Origin of the sequence: Nonomuraea montanisoli (assembly GCF_013363975.1) — a bacterium.
Taxonomy (GTDB): Bacteria; Actinomycetota; Actinomycetes; order Streptosporangiales; family Streptosporangiaceae; genus Nonomuraea; species Nonomuraea montanisoli.
On the sequence record NZ_JABWGN010000001.1, the window covers coordinates 122445 to 137898 of the forward strand.

General features: G+C 74.0%; 13 protein-coding genes. 10 read left to right on the top strand and 3 right to left on the bottom strand.

What is annotated here, in order from left to right; translation table 11 throughout:
• Window positions 1-10: 10 nt before the first annotated feature.
• From katG to HTZ77_RS00570, 8 genes are all read left to right on the top strand, one after another.
• Window positions 11-2245, top strand: coding sequence for a catalase/peroxidase HPI (gene katG / locus HTZ77_RS00535; RefSeq protein WP_175587419.1), 2235 nt, complete (start codon window positions 11-13; stop codon window positions 2243-2245).
• A gap of 162 nt (window positions 2246-2407) precedes the next feature.
• On the top strand, window positions 2408-3835 hold the full coding sequence (locus HTZ77_RS00540) for an MFS transporter (protein WP_328808348.1): 1428 nt from the start codon (window positions 2408-2410) through the stop codon (window positions 3833-3835).
• A gap of 245 nt (window positions 3836-4080) precedes the next feature.
• On the top strand, window positions 4081-4719 hold the full coding sequence (locus HTZ77_RS00545; protein ID WP_175587421.1) for a biotin transporter BioY: 639 nt from the start codon (window positions 4081-4083) through the stop codon (window positions 4717-4719).
• A 7-nt stretch (window positions 4720-4726) separates the two neighbouring features.
• Window positions 4727-6145: a class I adenylate-forming enzyme family protein gene (locus HTZ77_RS00550; protein WP_175587422.1), complete on the top strand. Its 1419-nt coding sequence runs from the start codon at window positions 4727-4729 to the stop codon at window positions 6143-6145.
• Between the two features lie 51 nt (window positions 6146-6196).
• A complete protein-coding gene (locus HTZ77_RS00555) occupies window positions 6197-7357 on the top strand; it encodes a thiolase family protein (protein ID WP_175587423.1) in 1161 nt (386 codons plus the stop codon).
• The gene (locus tag HTZ77_RS00560) at window positions 7358-8032 is read left to right on the top strand and encodes an energy-coupling factor ABC transporter ATP-binding protein (protein ID WP_175587424.1); all 675 of its coding nucleotides are present in this window, start codon (window positions 7358-7360) and stop codon (window positions 8030-8032) included.
• Window positions 8029-8634 carry an energy-coupling factor transporter transmembrane component T family protein gene (locus HTZ77_RS00565; protein WP_175587425.1) on the top strand — a complete coding sequence of 202 codons (606 nt, stop codon included), beginning with the start codon at window positions 8029-8031 and terminating at the stop codon, window positions 8632-8634. The genes HTZ77_RS00560 and HTZ77_RS00565 overlap by 4 nt, the downstream gene beginning before the upstream one ends.
• A 172-nt stretch (window positions 8635-8806) precedes the next feature.
• A complete protein-coding gene (locus HTZ77_RS00570; protein WP_175587426.1) occupies window positions 8807-9709 on the top strand; it encodes a GNAT family N-acetyltransferase in 903 nt (300 codons plus the stop codon).
• Between the two features lie 160 nt (window positions 9710-9869).
• Here HTZ77_RS00570 and HTZ77_RS00575 read toward each other — a convergent pair whose 3' ends face one another.
• From HTZ77_RS00575 to HTZ77_RS00585, 3 genes are all read right to left on the bottom strand, one after another.
• A complete protein-coding gene (locus HTZ77_RS00575) occupies window positions 9870-10538 on the bottom strand; it encodes a TIGR04282 family arsenosugar biosynthesis glycosyltransferase (RefSeq protein WP_328808349.1) in 669 nt (222 codons plus the stop codon).
• 89 nt (window positions 10539-10627) lie between these two features.
• On the bottom strand, window positions 10628-11293 hold the full coding sequence (locus HTZ77_RS00580; RefSeq protein ID WP_175587428.1) for a glycosyltransferase family 2 protein: 666 nt from the start codon (window positions 11291-11293) through the stop codon (window positions 10628-10630).
• A gap of 31 nt (window positions 11294-11324) precedes the next feature.
• Window positions 11325-12329, bottom strand: coding sequence for an NAD-dependent epimerase/dehydratase family protein (locus tag HTZ77_RS00585; protein WP_175587429.1), 1005 nt, complete (start codon window positions 12327-12329; stop codon window positions 11325-11327).
• A 135-nt stretch (window positions 12330-12464) separates the two neighbouring features.
• Between HTZ77_RS00585 and HTZ77_RS00590 the strand changes: the two genes are divergently transcribed.
• Together HTZ77_RS00590 and HTZ77_RS47970 are read left to right on the top strand one after the other, a co-directional pair.
• Window positions 12465-13943 (top strand): hypothetical protein, encoded by a 1479-nt coding sequence (locus HTZ77_RS00590; protein ID WP_175587430.1) that lies wholly within the window; start codon window positions 12465-12467, stop codon window positions 13941-13943.
• Between the two features lie 310 nt (window positions 13944-14253).
• The gene (locus HTZ77_RS47970) at window positions 14254-15450 is read left to right on the top strand and encodes a molybdopterin-dependent oxidoreductase (protein ID WP_328808350.1); all 1197 of its coding nucleotides are present in this window, start codon (window positions 14254-14256) and stop codon (window positions 15448-15450) included.
• The last annotated feature ends 4 nt before the right edge of the window (window positions 15451-15454 follow it).

Genomic DNA, 15454 nt, shown 5'->3' on the forward strand with positions numbered 1-15454 from the left:
AAGGATTCCCTTGACCGAGAACCACGACGCAATCGTCACCGACCCCAAGACAGAGGGCGAAGCCGGCGGTTGCCCGGTCGCGCACGAGCGCGCCCCGCACCCCACCCAGGGCGGCGGTAACCACCAGTGGTGGCCCGAGCGGCTCAACCTGAAGATCCTCGCCAAGAACCCGGCCGTGGCCAACCCCCTCGGCGGGGACTTCGACTACGCCGAGGCGTTCAAGAGCCTCGACCTGCCGGCCGTGAAGCGGGACATCGCCGAGGTGCTGACGACCTCGCAGGACTGGTGGCCGGCCGACTTCGGCCACTACGGCCCGTTCATGGTCCGCATGGCCTGGCACAGCGCCGGCACCTACCGGATCAGCGACGGCCGCGGCGGCGCCGGGGCCGGTCAGCAGCGCTTCGCGCCGCTCAACAGCTGGCCGGACAACGGCAACCTCGACAAGGCCCGCCGCCTGCTGTGGCCGGTCAAGAAGAAGTACGGCAAGAAGCTGTCCTGGGCCGACCTGCTGATCCTCACCGGCAACGTCGCCCTGGAGTCGATGGGCTTCAAGACCTTCGGCTTCGCCGGCGGCCGCGCCGACGTCTGGGAGCCCGACGAGGACGTCTACTGGGGCCCCGAGACCACCTGGCTCGGCGACGCGCGCTACTCCGGCGACCGCGAGCTGGAGAACCCGCTCGGCGCGGTCCAGATGGGTCTCATCTACGTCAACCCGGAGGGCCCGAACGGCAACCCGGACCCGATCGCCGCGGCCCGCGACATCCGCGAGACGTTCCGCCGCATGGCGATGAACGACGAGGAGACGGTCGCCCTGATCGCCGGTGGTCACACCTTCGGCAAGACCCACGGCGCGGGCCCGGCCGACCACGTCGGCGCCGACCCCGAGGCCGCCTCGATCGAGGAGCAGGGCCTCGGCTGGCGCAGCACCTTCGGCACCGGCAAGGGCGGCGACACCATCACCAGCGGCCTTGAGGGCATCTGGACCAACACCCCGATCACCTGGGACAACAGCTTCTTCGAGATCCTCTTCGGCTACGAGTGGGAGCTGTTCAAGAGCCCGGCCGGCGCCCACCAGTGGCGGCCGAAGGACGGCGCCGGCGCGGGCACCGTGCCCGACGCCCACGACCCGTCGAAGAGCCACGCCCCGACGATGCTCACGACGGACCTCTCGCTCCGCTTCGACCCGATCTACGAGCCGATCTCGCGGCGCTTCCTGGAGAACCCCGACGAGTTCGCGGACGCCTTCGCGCGGGCGTGGTTCAAGCTGACCCACCGCGACATGGGCCCGGTCGCGCGCTACCTCGGCCCGGAGGTCCCGTCCGAGGTGCTGCTGTGGCAGGACCCGCTGCCCGAGCGGACGTACGAGCTCATCGACGCCGCCGACGTCGCCGCCCTCAAGGAGCGGATCCTGGCCTCGGGCCTGTCGGTCTCGCAGCTCGTGTCCACCGCGTGGGCGTCGGCCTCGTCCTTCCGCGGCAGCGACAAGCGCGGCGGCGCCAACGGCGCCCGCATCCGCCTGCAGCCGCAGAGCGGCTGGGAGGTCAACGACCCCGACCAGCTCGCGACGGTGCTGCGCACCCTGGAGAGCGTCGCGGACGCCTTCAACGCCGGCCAGACGGGCGGCAAGCGGGTCTCGGTGGCCGACGTGATCGTCCTCGCCGGCTCCGCCGCCGTCGAGAAGGCCGCCAAGGACGCCGGCTTCGACGTCCAGGTGCCGTTCACGCCGGGCCGCGTGGACGCCTCCCAGGAGCAGACCGACGTCGAGTCGTTCGCCGCCCTGGAGCCGACCGCCGACGGGTTCCGCAACTACCTCGGCAAGGGCAACCGCCTGCCCGCCGAGTACCTGCTGCTCGACAAGGCCAACCTGCTCACCCTGAGTGCGCCCGAGATGACGGTCCTCGTCGGCGGCCTGCGCGTGCTGGGCGCCAACCACCAGCAGTCGCCGCTCGGCGTGTTCACCGCGACCCCCGGGGCGCTGACCAACGACTTCTTCGTCAACCTGCTCGACCTGGGCACGGCGTGGAAGTCGACGTCCGAGGACGCGAACACCTTCGAGGGTCGCGACTCCGTCACGGGCGAGGTCAAGTGGACCGGCACCCGGGCCGACCTGGTCTTCGGGTCGAACTCCGAGCTGCGCGCGCTCGCCGAGGTCTACGCGAGCGACGACGCGAAGGAGAAGTTCGTGAACGACTTCGTCGCGGCGTGGGCGAAGGTCATGGACCTCGACCGGTTCGACGTGGCCTGATCACGCCGGACGCCTGAGAGCGCCGGCCCGGGATTCGCCCCCGGGCCGGCGCTCTTTTTCTGTTTGACATCCGGCGCCCCATCCACCACATTCATGTGCGTCACGCAACATTTGCGCGACGCACACGAACGCGTCGCGTGCGACCTCAGGAAGGAGAGCCCTGTGCCCTCCCCCGCCCGCGCCGCCCCCTCCGCCGCGGCCCCCGCCCTCTCGCCGGCGAGGCGCCGCGCCGTCCTGGCCGTCGTCATCGCGGCGAGCGTCCTCGACCTCCTCGACTCCACCATCACCAACGTCGCGGCGCCGACCATCGCCGCCGACCTGCGCGGAGGTGACGCCCTGGTCCAGTGGCTGGGCGCCGGCTACGCCCTCGCGCTGGGCGTCCTGCTCGTGCCCGGCGGACGGCTCGGCGACAAGTACGGCCGCCGCCGCGTCTTCCTGGCCGGCATCACCGGATTCACCCTCGCCTCCGTCGCCTGCGGCCTGGCCTCCGACCCCGCCTCGCTCATCGCGGCCCGGCTGGTCCAGGGGGCCTTCGGCGCCCTGCTGATCCCCCAGGGGTTCGGCATCCTGAGCGCGGTCTTCCCGCGCGACCAGCTCGGCACGGCCTTCAGCGCGTTCCTGCCCGCCCTGGGCGGCTCCGCCGTCGGCGGTCCCGTGCTGGCGGCCGGCCTGATCGAGGCGGACCTGTTCGGCCTCGGCTGGCGGGCGATGTTCCTGATCAACATCGTCCTCGGCGGCGTCATCGTCCTGGCCGCCGCCCGCCTGCTGCCGAAGGACCGCGGCGACGACGCCGTCTCCCTCGACGGCCCCGGCGCGGCCCTGCTCGCCGCGGCCATGCTCGGCCTGCTGCACGGTCTGATCGACGGCTCGGCCCACGGCTGGGGAGCCGTCCCGCTGCTGTCCCTGGCCGCCGGCCTGGCGTTCTTCGCCCTGTTCGCCCGGCGCCAGCGCACGGCGGCGAACCCGCTCATCGAGCCGTCCCTGCTGCTCAACCGCGGGTTCACCTCCGGGCTCGTCCTCGGCGCCGCCTACTTCGCGGCGGTGTCGGGCCTGCTGTACGTGCTGTCGCTGTTCATGCAGAAGGGCCTGGGCTTCACGCCGGTGCGGGCCGCGCTGGGCCTGGCGCCGGTGGCGGCGGGCATCGTCGTGGCCTCCGTCGCCTCCCACCGGCTCATCGCCCGGCTGGGCCGCCGCCTCATCGTCGCCGGCCTGGTCGTCACCCTGGCCGGGACGGGCTGGCTGCTGGCCCTGGTCCTCACCTCAGGCACCGCCGCCGGCGGCTGGTCGCTCGTCGCGCCGGTGCTCGTCGTCGGCCTGGGCATGGGCACCTGCTCCGGAACGGTCTACGTCATCACGGTCGGCGACATCGACCCCGCCGAGTCCGGCAGCGCCGGCGGCTCGCTCACCGCGGTCCAGCAGCTCGCCAACGCCGTCGGCGCCGCCGCCGTGACCACCGTCTACTTCGGCTCCCTGACCGGCGGCCAGGCCGGAGCGGCCGCGCGCAGCCTCACCGTGACGGCCGTCACCACACTCGTCTGCTGCGCCCTGGTGTGGCTCCTGCCCCGCGCCGCCGCCCCACGCCACCACTGACGCGGCTCCGCACCCGGGCCAGGTCCGCCCAGGCAGAGGTACGGACCGGGCGCGGGTAGGGTGAACACCGTTTGGCACGGCGCGGCACCGGCCCCGGCCCCGGCACCACGGCGGGATCATGGCGCGGGCGCGCGCCGGGCTCGGCGGCGGCTGGGCCGCCACCCGCCCTCCGTCAGAGGAGAGCGGGAAATGTTGTGGGATCCCGCCATGTCTGACCGATGACGTCCTGATGTGAGATCTGCCTTATGACACACGACGAACAGGTGCCGTCCCGACCGCAGGAGTCACCGGACCACCGGCCCCGCCGCCGGCTCGCCACCGGCGACCTGGCCCGCATCAGCGTCTTCGCCGCTCTGATCGCCGTGCTCGGGCTGCCCGGCGCCGTCAACCTGCTGGGCAACGCGGTGCCGATCACCCTGCAGACGTTCGGCGTCATGCTGGCGGGCGCCGTCCTGGGCGCCCGGCGGGGCGCTCTGGCGATCGCCGTCCTCCTCGTGCTGGTCGCCGCGGGACTGCCCCTGCTGGCCGGCGGGCGCGGCGGCCTCGGCGTGTTCACCGGGCCCTCCGCCGGATTCCTGATCGGCTGGCTCCCGGGCGCCGCCGTGGTCGGCTGGATCGCCGGGAACGGCGACCGGACGCCCGGCATCACGCGGCTCCTGGCGGCGTGCCTGGCCGGCGGCATCGGCGTGGTCTACCTCCTGGGCGTCCCGGTCCAGGCGGCCGTCACCGGTCTCCCGCTGGCCAAGGCCTGGGCGCTGAGCTCGATCTTCGTGCCGGGCGACCTGGTCAAGGCCGTGCTGGCCTCGGTCGTGGCGCGCGGCGTGTTCCGTGCCTATCCGGCCGCGGGCGGCGAGCGGGCGGCGGCGGCCAAGGGGAGGCTCTGACCCCGACATGCCGGTCTCCGCACATGTCCTGCGCCACGCCGCGGACCGCCCGCACCACCCGGCCGTCCGCGGCCGCTCGGGAGAGCTGAGCTACGCCGAGCTGGCCGCCCGGATCGCCGGAGCGGCCCGGCGACTGCCGGACCTCCTCGGCCGAGCGGCCCCTCCCCCGTCCGGCTCGGGGGCCGGGCGGGGCGCGCTGGTCGCCGTCAGCCTCGACGACCCGATCGAGATGCTCGTCGCCGTGCTGGCCGCCGACCTGGCCGGGGCCACGCCGCTGGTGTGCGATCCCTCGTGGGGGCCCGAGCGGCGCGCACAGGTGACGCGGGCCGTCCCCCTGGACGCCTTCGTCGACGCCCCTCTGTCCGCACCAGCCGCCGCCCCACCCCCGATGTCCGGCGCCGGAGCTCCCGACGACCCGGCGTGGGCCTGCTTCAGCTCCGGCAGCACCGGCAGACCGCGCGCCGTGGTGCGCACCCGCGCGTCGTGGACGGCCTCCTTCCCGCACCTGGACCGCCTCACGGGGATCGGGCCCGGTGACGTCGTGCTGATCCCCGGGCCGCTGGTGTCCTCCCTGTACGCCTTCGCCGCCGTGCACACCCTGGCGACCGGCGCGACGGCCGTCCTGCCGGGCCGCTGGTCACCGGCCGACCTGGCCGCCGACCTGGCCGAGGCCACCGTCGTCCATCTCGTACCGCACCGGCTGCCCACCGTGCTCGACGCCCTGAGCCGGACCGCGAGCCCGCTGCGCACGGCCGTGATCGGCGGCGCCGCGCTGCCGGCCGGCGCGCGCGAGCGGGCGGCGGCGGCCGGCGTCCACGTCGTCTCCTATTACGGCGCGACCGAGCTGTCCTTCGTGGCCATGGACGCCGACGGCGCGGGGCTGCGCCCGTTCCCCGGCGTCGACGTCGAGGTCCGCGTCCCGCGGGGACAGCGGCTCGGAGAGGTCTGGGCCCGCTCCCCCTGGCTGTCCCAGGGCTACCTGGCCGGCGCCGCCGGACCGCTGCGCGCCGACGACGCCGGCTGGATGACCGTCGGCGACCTGGCCGAGCCGTACCGGCCCGGCGAGGTGCTGCGGCTGCGCGGGCGCGGTGACGGCGCGATCCAGACCGGCGGCGCGACCGTCGTGCCGGAGGACGTCGAGGAGGTGCTGCGGAGCGTGCCGGGCGTGGGCGACCTCGTGGTCGTCGGCTCGCCGCACCCCTCGCTCGGGTCCGTGGTCACCGCCGTCCTGGAGACCCGCGACACCGCTCCGCCGCCGCGGGCCAGCCTGGAGGCGGCGGCGCGCAGCGGCCTCGACACCGCCCAGCGGCCCCGCCGCTGGTACGCCGTCCACGAACTGCCCCGCACGCCCACCGGCAAGCCGGCGCGCGGGCTGGTCGCCACCCGCCTCGCCGACGGCGACCCCGGCCTGAGGCGGCTCAACTGAGATGACGACCGGGACGGGCGAACCCGATGACGACCGGGACGGGCGGCTGAGATGGTGACCCACACGCGCGACGCGCCGGTCGTCGTGGCCGCCCGCCGCACCGCCGTCGGCACCGCCGGGCACGCGTTCAAGAACCTGACCGTCGACCGGCTCGCCGCCCCCGTCGTCGCGGCGGTCGCCGGCGACGTCGCCCACCTCGGCATGCCGGTGGAGGACGTGATCCTCGGCAACTGCATGGGCCCCGGCGGCAACGTCGCCCGCGTCTCCGCGCTGGCGGCCGGGCTGGGACACGGCGTTCCCGGCGTCACGGTCGACCGGCAGTGCGGCAGCGGCCTGGCGGCGATCCTGCTCGCCGGGCAGGCGGTCCGCGCCGGCGAGGCGGATCTGGTCGTCGCGGGTGGCGCGGAGAGCGCGTCCACCGCTCCGCTGCGGGCGCACCGCGGCGGAGGGGACGGGCCGCCCGTGCCGTACGAGCGGGCGCCGTTCGCGCCGGCCGGACATCCCGACCCCGACATGGGCCCGGCGGCCGAGGCGCTCGCGGCAGCCCGCGGCGTGAGCCGGGAACGCCAGGACGCCTACGCCTCCCACAGCCACGCCAAGGCGCTGGCCGCGCGCGACGCGGGCCGCTTCGGGCAGGAGATCGTCCCCGTCGGCGGACGGACGGACGACCAGCGGCCCCGCCCCCTGCGGACGGCGTCGCTGGCGCGGCTGCCGGCCGCGTTCGTCGCCGGAGGCACGGTGACCGCCGGCAACTCCTCCCCGATCAGCGACGGCGCCGCCGCGGTCGCCGTCGTCCCGGACCGCCTGCGGGCCGGTCTGCCGGGACTGCGGCTGCGGGCGGGCGCGGTCGTCGGCTGCGACCCGGCGCTGCCCGGATGGGGTCCGGTGCCGGCCGTCCGGCGCGTGCTCGAACGCGCCGGGGTGACGCTCGGCCAGGTCGCCGCCGTGGAGATCGTGGAGGCGTTCGCGGCGCAGGTGCTGGCGGTGACCGACGCCCTCGGGCTCGACCCGCTGGACGGCGACCGGGATCGGGTGTGCGCTGATGGAGGTTCCCTGGCCCTCGGCCACCCCTGGGGCGCCAGCGGCGCCGTCGTGGTGACCAGGCTGTTCGGCCGGCTCGTACGGGCCGGCGCGCCCCCGGGAACGCTGGGACTGGCGACGGCGGCGGTCGGCGGCGGCCTCGGGGTCGCCGCGCTGTTCGAGGTGGTGTGAGTGATCGAGTTCTCCGACGTCCATGTGCGGCTCGGGCTGCGCGACGTGCTGTGCGGCGTCACGCTGTCGCTCGCGGAACGACGCGTCGGCGTGATCGGCGCCAACGGCTCCGGCAAGAGCACCCTCGCCCGTCTGATCAACGGGCTGGCCCTGCCGACGTCGGGCAGCGTGACGGTGCTCGGGCGCGACACCCGCAGGCACGGGGCCCGGATCCGGCGGGACGTGGGATTCGTCTTCACCGACCCGGACGCCCAGATCGTCATGCCGACCGTGGCGGAGGACGTGGCCTTCTCGCTGCGCCGCAAGGGGCTGCGGCCCGAGGAGGTGGAGCGCCGGGTGGGGGCCGTGCTCGCCGAGAACGGCCTGTCGGAGCACGCCGACCACCCCGCCCACCAGCTCTCCGGCGGCCAGAAGCAGCTCCTCGCCCTGTGCTCGGTGCTGGTGCTGGAGCCCCGCGTCCTGGTGATGGACGAGCCGACGACGCTGCTCGACCTGCGCCACTCCCGCCAGTTCGCGGGTGTCCTGCGCGGCCTGCCGCACCAGGTGGTGGTGGTCACCCACGACCTGACGCTGCTGGAGGACTTCGACCGCGTCGTGGTGCTGGACGGGGGCCGCGTGGTCGCCGACGACGAGCCCGGCGCGGCGATCGGCCACTACCGGAAGCTGATGGCGTGAGCGGGCTCACCGGCGCCTACGTCCCGGGCCGGTCACCGCTGCACCGCCTCGGCGCCGGCGCCAAGCTGCTGGCGCTGGCGCTGGCGTGCACGGCGCTCGTGCTCCTGGGCTCGCCGATCGCGCTCGGCGGCGCCGCGGTGGTCGTCGTCCTGCTGTACGCGGTGTCGGGCGTCGGCTGGGCGGCGGGCTGGGCGCAGGTGCGGCCCGTCCGCTGGTTCGCGGTCGCGCTGTTCGCGGTGCAGGCGCTGTCGGCGGGGCTGCCGGTCGCGGTGACGTCCACGCTGCGGATGGTGCTGGCCGTCGCCCTGGCGGGGCTGGTCACGCTCACCACCCGCACCGCCGCCATGATGGCCTGCCTGGAACGCTGCCTGGCGCCCGCGAGGTTCGTCGGCCTCGACCCGTTCCGGCTGTCGCTGATGCTGTCGCTCACCGTGCGCAGCGTGCCGGTCGTCTCGCGGCTGGCGACGCAGGTCAGGGAGGCCCAGCGGGCCCGGGGCGTCGAGTGGAGCGTGCGGGCGTTCGCCGTGCCGCTGCTGATCAGCGTCCTGCGGCACGCCGACACGCTCGGCGAGGCGCTGCGCACGCGCGGGGTGGACGACTGAGCGTCTGTCGATCCTGCTACGCTGCTCCCGCGCTCTCGATGAGCTCTCGATGAGCAGAGGAACCAAGGAGGTGGAGACCATGACCACGATGACTGTCATGCGCTTCCGCCTCGTTCCGAGGGCGCCGAGGGTCTGAACGGGAGCGCGTCGCTACCCGTAAGGACTTTCTCGCATGAACGATCTGGTGATCCGTCCCCTCGTGGCAGGGGAGGAAGACCTCTTCGACTCCTTGCCGGACCCCGGGCTGGTGGGCTTCGCCGCGTTCGGCGGCACCTACACCGCCATGGCCGCCGACGGCGAATACCGTCCGGAATGGTCGTGGGTGGCCCTGCGCGAGGGCCGGGTCGTCGCCCGCGCCGCCTGGTGGGCGGGGCCGGACGACGCCGAGCCCATGGCGCTCGACTGGTTCGACTTCACCGACGCGGACGCGGCGGTGAAGTTGCTGCGCACGGCGCCGCTGCGCGCCGAGTACTCCATCAAGCTGCCGAAGGGCTGGCGGGAGACCCCCGAGGTGCGCGAACAGGTGGAGGCCCGCATCGAGGCGGCCGTGGCCGCGGGCATGTCGCCGCTCGTCGAGCGCTACCGGTACGAGTGGACACCCGGCTGCGGCCTGCCCGAGCGTCCGGGCCGGCTCCTGTTCCGTCCCGAACCCGACGACGAGGTGATCCTCGACGTCTTCCGCCGCATCCATCAGGGCAGCCTCGACGCGCACGCGCGCCGTACCACCGCCGAGTCCGGGCTGGACGCGGCCGCCCGGGAGGAGCTCGACCTGCTGCGCTGGCTGCCGAGCCCGCGTGAGTGGTGGCGGCTGGCCTACACGCCCGACGGTGACCTCGTCGGGCTGACCGTCCCCGCCGCCAACCACAGCGCGGCGATCGTCGGATTCATCGGCGTGGTGCCCGAGCACCGCGGCAACGGCTACGCCTACGACCTGCTCGTCGAGGCCACGCACCTGCTGGCCGCCGAGGGGGTGGACCGCGTCGTGGCCGGTACGGACCAGACCAACCTGCCGATGGTCGCCACGTTCGCCAGGGCCGGCTACCCGATCGCCCAGGAACGCATCGACCTGGTCTGAGCCGGGGATTCCCCCGCTCGCGGGCGAGCCGCCGTGCGGCGCTCGCCCGCGAGTCGAGCCGGGCGCCCGCCCACGGGTCGAATCAGGCCGCCTTGGTCCCCTCCAGCGTGAGGCCCGCCGCCACGGCCGGCGCTGACGTCCTCCGGTACGAGCGCTCCCGTCACTCGGGATGCGGACCTGACGTCATGCGTTCCGCCGAAGGACCGCCGGGGAACCGCCCCGTTCCGGCGAGGGCGGCGGCGAAGGCCGAGCATGGGGCGAGGGCGGCCACCGCGTACGCGTCCGCCGCGGTGTCCACGTCGGTCAGGCGCGGCAGCACGGCCACGCTCAGCCCGGCCTCGGTGAGCCTGCGCACCTGGGCGGCGCCCGTGGTCGGCGCCGACATCGGGACGCCGAGGAGCAGCGCCGGATCGGGGACGCGCAGCCCGAGGAGCCAGAATCCGCCGTCCTCCGCCGGGCCGAACACCGCGTCGTGAGGGCCGAGCGAGGACAGGGCGGTGGTCAGCAGGCCGGGTGTGACCTGCGGCGTGTCCATGCCGATGAGCACGGTGGGGACGGGCAGGAGGCGGTGGGCGTCCTCGAAGGCCGCCGCGAGCCGCTGGTCCAGGTCCCGGCCGCGCTGTGGCAGCACGGTGAAACTCTCGGGGAGCCAGGCTCCCGCGGAGCCGTCGAGCACGAGCACGTGACGGATGGCCGGCACGCGGGCGACCGTCCGCAGCGTGTCCGCCAATGCGGCGGCCGCCAGCGCCGCGGCCTCGCACGGCGTGAAGGGCGGGGTCAGCCGGGTCTTGACCTTGCCCGGTACCGGCTCCTTGGCGAAAACCACCACCTGGGCCTCGCCCGGTCCTCGTCCCAGGCTTTCCGGGCTCCCCCCGCGAGGGGCCGGGTTGTCGCCGTCGCCTTCGGGCGCGGGCCCGCTCATGCCCGGCCCTCTCGGCCTGCCATGACCCGGCGCATGTCGCCGATGGCCCGTAGCGTGCCGCGCACGGTGCCGGTCACCTTCGAGCGGCCCGTCCGGGGCAGGTAGTCCACCTCGGTCTCCGCTATCCGCCAGCCCGCGGAGGCCGCGCGCAGGACCATCTCCAGGGGATATCCGCAGCGCCGGTCGGCCAGCCCCAGCGCCACCAGGTCGGCGCGGCGGCACGCCCGCATCGGCCCGAGATCATGCAACGGAGCGCCGGTCCGGCGGCGCAGCCGCCAGGCCAGCACCCCGTTGCCGAGCCTGGCGTGGACGGGCCACGACGCCCCCGGGGCGAGGACGCGACGGCCGAGGACCAGCTCCGCCTCGCCGTCCAGGACGGGCCCCGCCACCAGCGGTAGCTGCCGGGGGTCCAGCGAGGCGTCGGCGTCCATGAAGCAGATCACGTCGGTGGTCGCGGCCAGCAGCCCGGCGTGGCAGGCGGCGCCGAATCCGCGCCGGGGCTCGGTCACCACCGTCGCGCCGAGCTCGGCCGCGACCCGCGCGGACCCGTCGGTCGAGCCGTTGTCGACCACGATCGGCCGGAAGCGGTCCGGCATGCGCCCGAGGACCCAGGGCAGGGCGGCCTCCTCGTCCAGACAGGGCAGCACCACGTCGACCCTCATGGATCGGCACCTGAGCCGAGAAACGCCCTCATCACGCCTGGGGCTCCACGGCGAACTCCCGCATGCCTTCGACGAAGCCGATCTTCGCGCGGAAGCCGAGCTCACGCGTGGCGCGGTCGGGGGCGGCGATGATGTGCCGCACGTCGCCCAGGCGGTACTCGCCGGTCGTGACGGGCGCGGGGCCTCCGTGTGCGCCCGCGAGCGCGGCGGCCATCTCTCCGACCGTATGCGGTTCTCCGCTGGCCACGTTGCAGGTCGTCGGCGTTCCCGGAGCGGTGCCGGCTTCGAGGGCCGCGAGGTTGGCGCGGGCGACGTCCCGGACATGCACGAAGTCGCGTCGCTGGCGGCCGTCCTCGAACACCCGAGGCGCCCGGCCGGCCTCCAGAGCCGACCGGAAGATCGCCGCGACACCGGAGTACGGCGTGTCCCTGGGCATCCTCGGGCCGTACACGTTGTGGTAGCGCAGGGAGACCAGCGTCCCGCCCGTCTCCCGCGCCCAGTTGGCGGCCAGATGCTCCTGAGCGAGCTTGGTGGTCGCGTAGACATTGCGGGGATCCGGACGCGCGTCCTCGTCGATCGCGACGGGTGACAGCTCCGCCCCGCAACGCGGACAACAGGGCTCGAACGACAGGCGGGCGAGATCCTCCGGTGCGCGGGGGCCCGGCCGGATCAGGCCGTGTCTTGGACACTCGTAGGCGCCCTCGCCGTACACGACCATGGACGAGGCCAGGACCAGGCGACGCACGCCGTGTTCCGCCATGGCGGCGAGCAGCACGGCGGTGCCCTGCACGTTGACCGACGTGTAGTGGGGCAGGTCGAGGACGCCGACACCGAGCCCCACCTTCGCGGCCTGGTGGACCACCGCGTCGACCCGGCGCAGCAGCCGGGCGAGCAGATCCGCGTCGCGCACGTCACCGACCACGTGACCGTCACCCGCCCGGAGGTCGAGGCCGGTCACCTCGTGGCCGGCCGCCCACAGCGCCTCGACCACATGACTTCCGATGAACCCAGCCGCGCCGGTGACCAGTATCCGCACCTCACCGACGCTATTGCCGGATCCTCGCAGGGGACGGGGCATCACAGGGCGTCCGGATGGTCCTTGACCGTGTCGAGACCGTTTCATCGGCGGCGTCGGCCGTACCGCCGGCGCTTCGTGGTTAACGTGACCGGTGTGGCCCGGCTTCCGCACCTGCTCGCGGCGGCAGCGGGACTCGCCGCGATCTCGGTGTTCGGGTACGTCGCCGTGAGCCGCCTGGGTTACCCGTACGCCTTGGAGTGGCTGGAGGGAAACTCCCTCGTCGAGGTGGAACGTCTGCTCGCCGGTCGGCCGCTCTACTCCGCCCCCACGGTCGACTACGTGCCCGACGCCTATCCTCCGTTGTACTTCGCCGCGTCGGCGATCCCGGCGGGCCTGCTGGGGCTGTCCTATCTTCCGCTTCGCCTGCTCTCGCTGGTCGCCGCGCTGGGCTGCTTCGTCGTCCTCGCACGGCTGGTTCAGCGTGAGACCGGGGATCCGGCCGCCGGGGTGGCCGCGGCGGGGCTCTACGCCGCGACCTACTTCGCCGCCGCCTCGTGGTTCGACGTCGCCCGGGTGGACTCGCTGTTCCTCCTCCTCAGCCTCGCCGGGCTCCACGTGGCTCGCTGGATGCGCCGGCCCGGCCAGGCGCTGGCCGCCGGGCTCCTGCTCTCGGCCGCCTTCCTCACCAAACAGGGCGCGCTCGCCGAAGCAGCGGTGATCGGCGTGACGCTCCTGTGCGGGCCCCGGCGGCGTCTGGGAGGCGTGCTGGCGGCGACATTCGCGGCAGTGGTGGGCCTGACCACGCTCGTGTGGGGCTTGAGCAGTCACGGCTGGTACGTCTTCTACGTCTTCCAGGTCCTCGCCCGGCATCCGCTGGAGCGCGCCGCGTTGGCCGGCTTCTGGACCTGGTACCTGCTGCCCACGCTCGGAATCGCCCTGGTGGCGGCCCTTCTCGCGGTGCGGCGGATACCGCCGATCCTCGCTCTGGGTTGCCTGGCGCTGGCCGCGGAAGGCTACGCCGGGCTTCTGCACTCGGGCGGCGCGGTGAACAACCTGCTCCCGGTCTACGCGGCCGTGGCGTTGCTCGCCGGCATCGGGATGGGCGGCGCCACACCGAGCCCGCGCACGGTGGTGGCCGGGGTACTGGTCCTGGCGCAGTTCGCCGTCCTGGCCGTGGGCGCCTCCGCCGCCGGCCGGACCATCCCGGGTCCCGCCGACCGCCGCGTCGGTGACCGGCTCCGCGCGTGGCTGGTCGGTTTCGACGGTCCGGTGGCGATCTTCGCCGATCCGGGGCTGAGCGTGCTGGCCGGGCTTCCGCCCGTGGCGCATCGTGCCGCCGCCGCGGACGTCCTGCGCGGCAGCGATCCCGCCGCCCGCGAGGCACTCGAACGCAGCATCGGCCGGGCTGTGACGGAACGTCGATTCGCGGCGATCGTGGTCGCACGGCCGGCCGATCTCCGGGGATTCCCCGCGGACCTGACGCGGTACTACCGCCGCTGCCCGGAGAAGCTGCTGGCCGACGTTCCGGACGGCGTCTTCAGGCCGGTCGGCGGGGGGCCTCCGGCGCCCTCGACGTTGTGGCTGCCCATGGGGCGCGGTTCCTGCGCGGAGGCCGCACGGCGGCTCGGGTGAGCGTCACCTGACCGTGAGTTACGTCACGACGACGAGCGGGTATTTCCGGCAAATAGGACAGAGGATTCACTTTCCGGCATTTATCGCCTAGGGGCTCGTCCGCTGCGGCGAAGCGCAGGTTTGGGGTGATTCGGTGTCTGATCAGCCGTCCCCAGGGGACGCTCATCACGACCGCGAGCCCACGTCGGGGGAGCGCACGACCGGACGCCCCGGACGCGAAGCCGCCGCCTGGCTGCGAGACCATCCTCCACCGGGTCCGTTCCGGCCGGAGTTCTGGCGCAGCCCGATCCGCGGCCCATGGTTGACGTCGGTGTTCGGCCTCGTCCTGCTGGCCGGCATCCCGATCATCGCGATCACGGGGATGCTGTCCTACGCCGCCTACGACCCGCGGGTGCCGGACAACGACACCACCCCGGAACGGGGATGGCTGGGCTTCTACCTCTTCGACTGGCCGACCTATCCTGCCTCGCTGTATCGGGTCACCCAAGGAGTGCACGTCGTCCTCGGGCTGACGCTGACCGCGGTGCTGCTGGCCAAGCTGTGGTCGGTGATCCCGAGGCTGTTCATCTGGCCGCCGGCCCGCTCCGCCGCCCAGGCCGTGGAGCGGGTCAGTCTGCTGCTTCTGGTCGGCGGCGCGGTGTTCGAGTTCGTCACCGGCATTCTGAACATCCAGCTCTTCTACGTCTTCCCGTTCTCGTTCTACCCGGCCCATCTGTACGGGGCATGGATCTTCCTCGCGGCCTTCGCCGTTCACGTCGCCGTCAAACTGCCGAAGATGGTCCGATCGTTGCGGTCACGGAGCATCCGCCGCGAACTGCGGACCGGGCTGGACGCCACCCGGCCCGAACCGCCCGATCCGGATGGCCTGGCGCCCCTGTCCCCGGCGGAGCCCACGATGTCCCGGCGGGGGGTGCTCGCCTTCGTGGGCGGCGCCTCGCTGCTCACGTTCGGCCTGTCCGTCGGCCAGACCATGGACGGCCCCCTGCGCCGCACGGCGCTGCTGGCCCCGCACGGGCGGGACTACGGCGCGGGTCCCAACGACTTCCAGGTCAACAAGGCCGCCAGCGCCATGGGCGTCCGTCTGGCGGAGACCGGCCCGGGATGGAGGCTGGAACTGGCCGGAGCACGTCAGGCGATCCTGAGCCGCGCGGACCTGCTGGCGTTGCCGCTGCACACCTACGTGCTGCCGATCGCGTGCGTGGAAGGGTGGTCGGCGGAACAGTCGTGGACGGGCGTACGGCTTGCCGATCTGGCCCGGCTGGCGGGGATCATGCCCGGCACGGCATACGCGGTCGTCGAATCCCTGCAGCGTGGGGGCGCCTTCGGCCAGGCCTCGCTGAGCGCGGGCCAGATGTCCGACCCCCGGTCCCTGCTCGCGCTGCGGGTCAACGGCGCCGACCTGTCGCTCGACCACGGCTTCCCCGCCAGGATCATCGTCCCGAACGCCCCCGGGGTCCACAACACGAAGTGGGTCCGCAGGATCAGCTTCCATCCCACGGCGAGATGAGTGA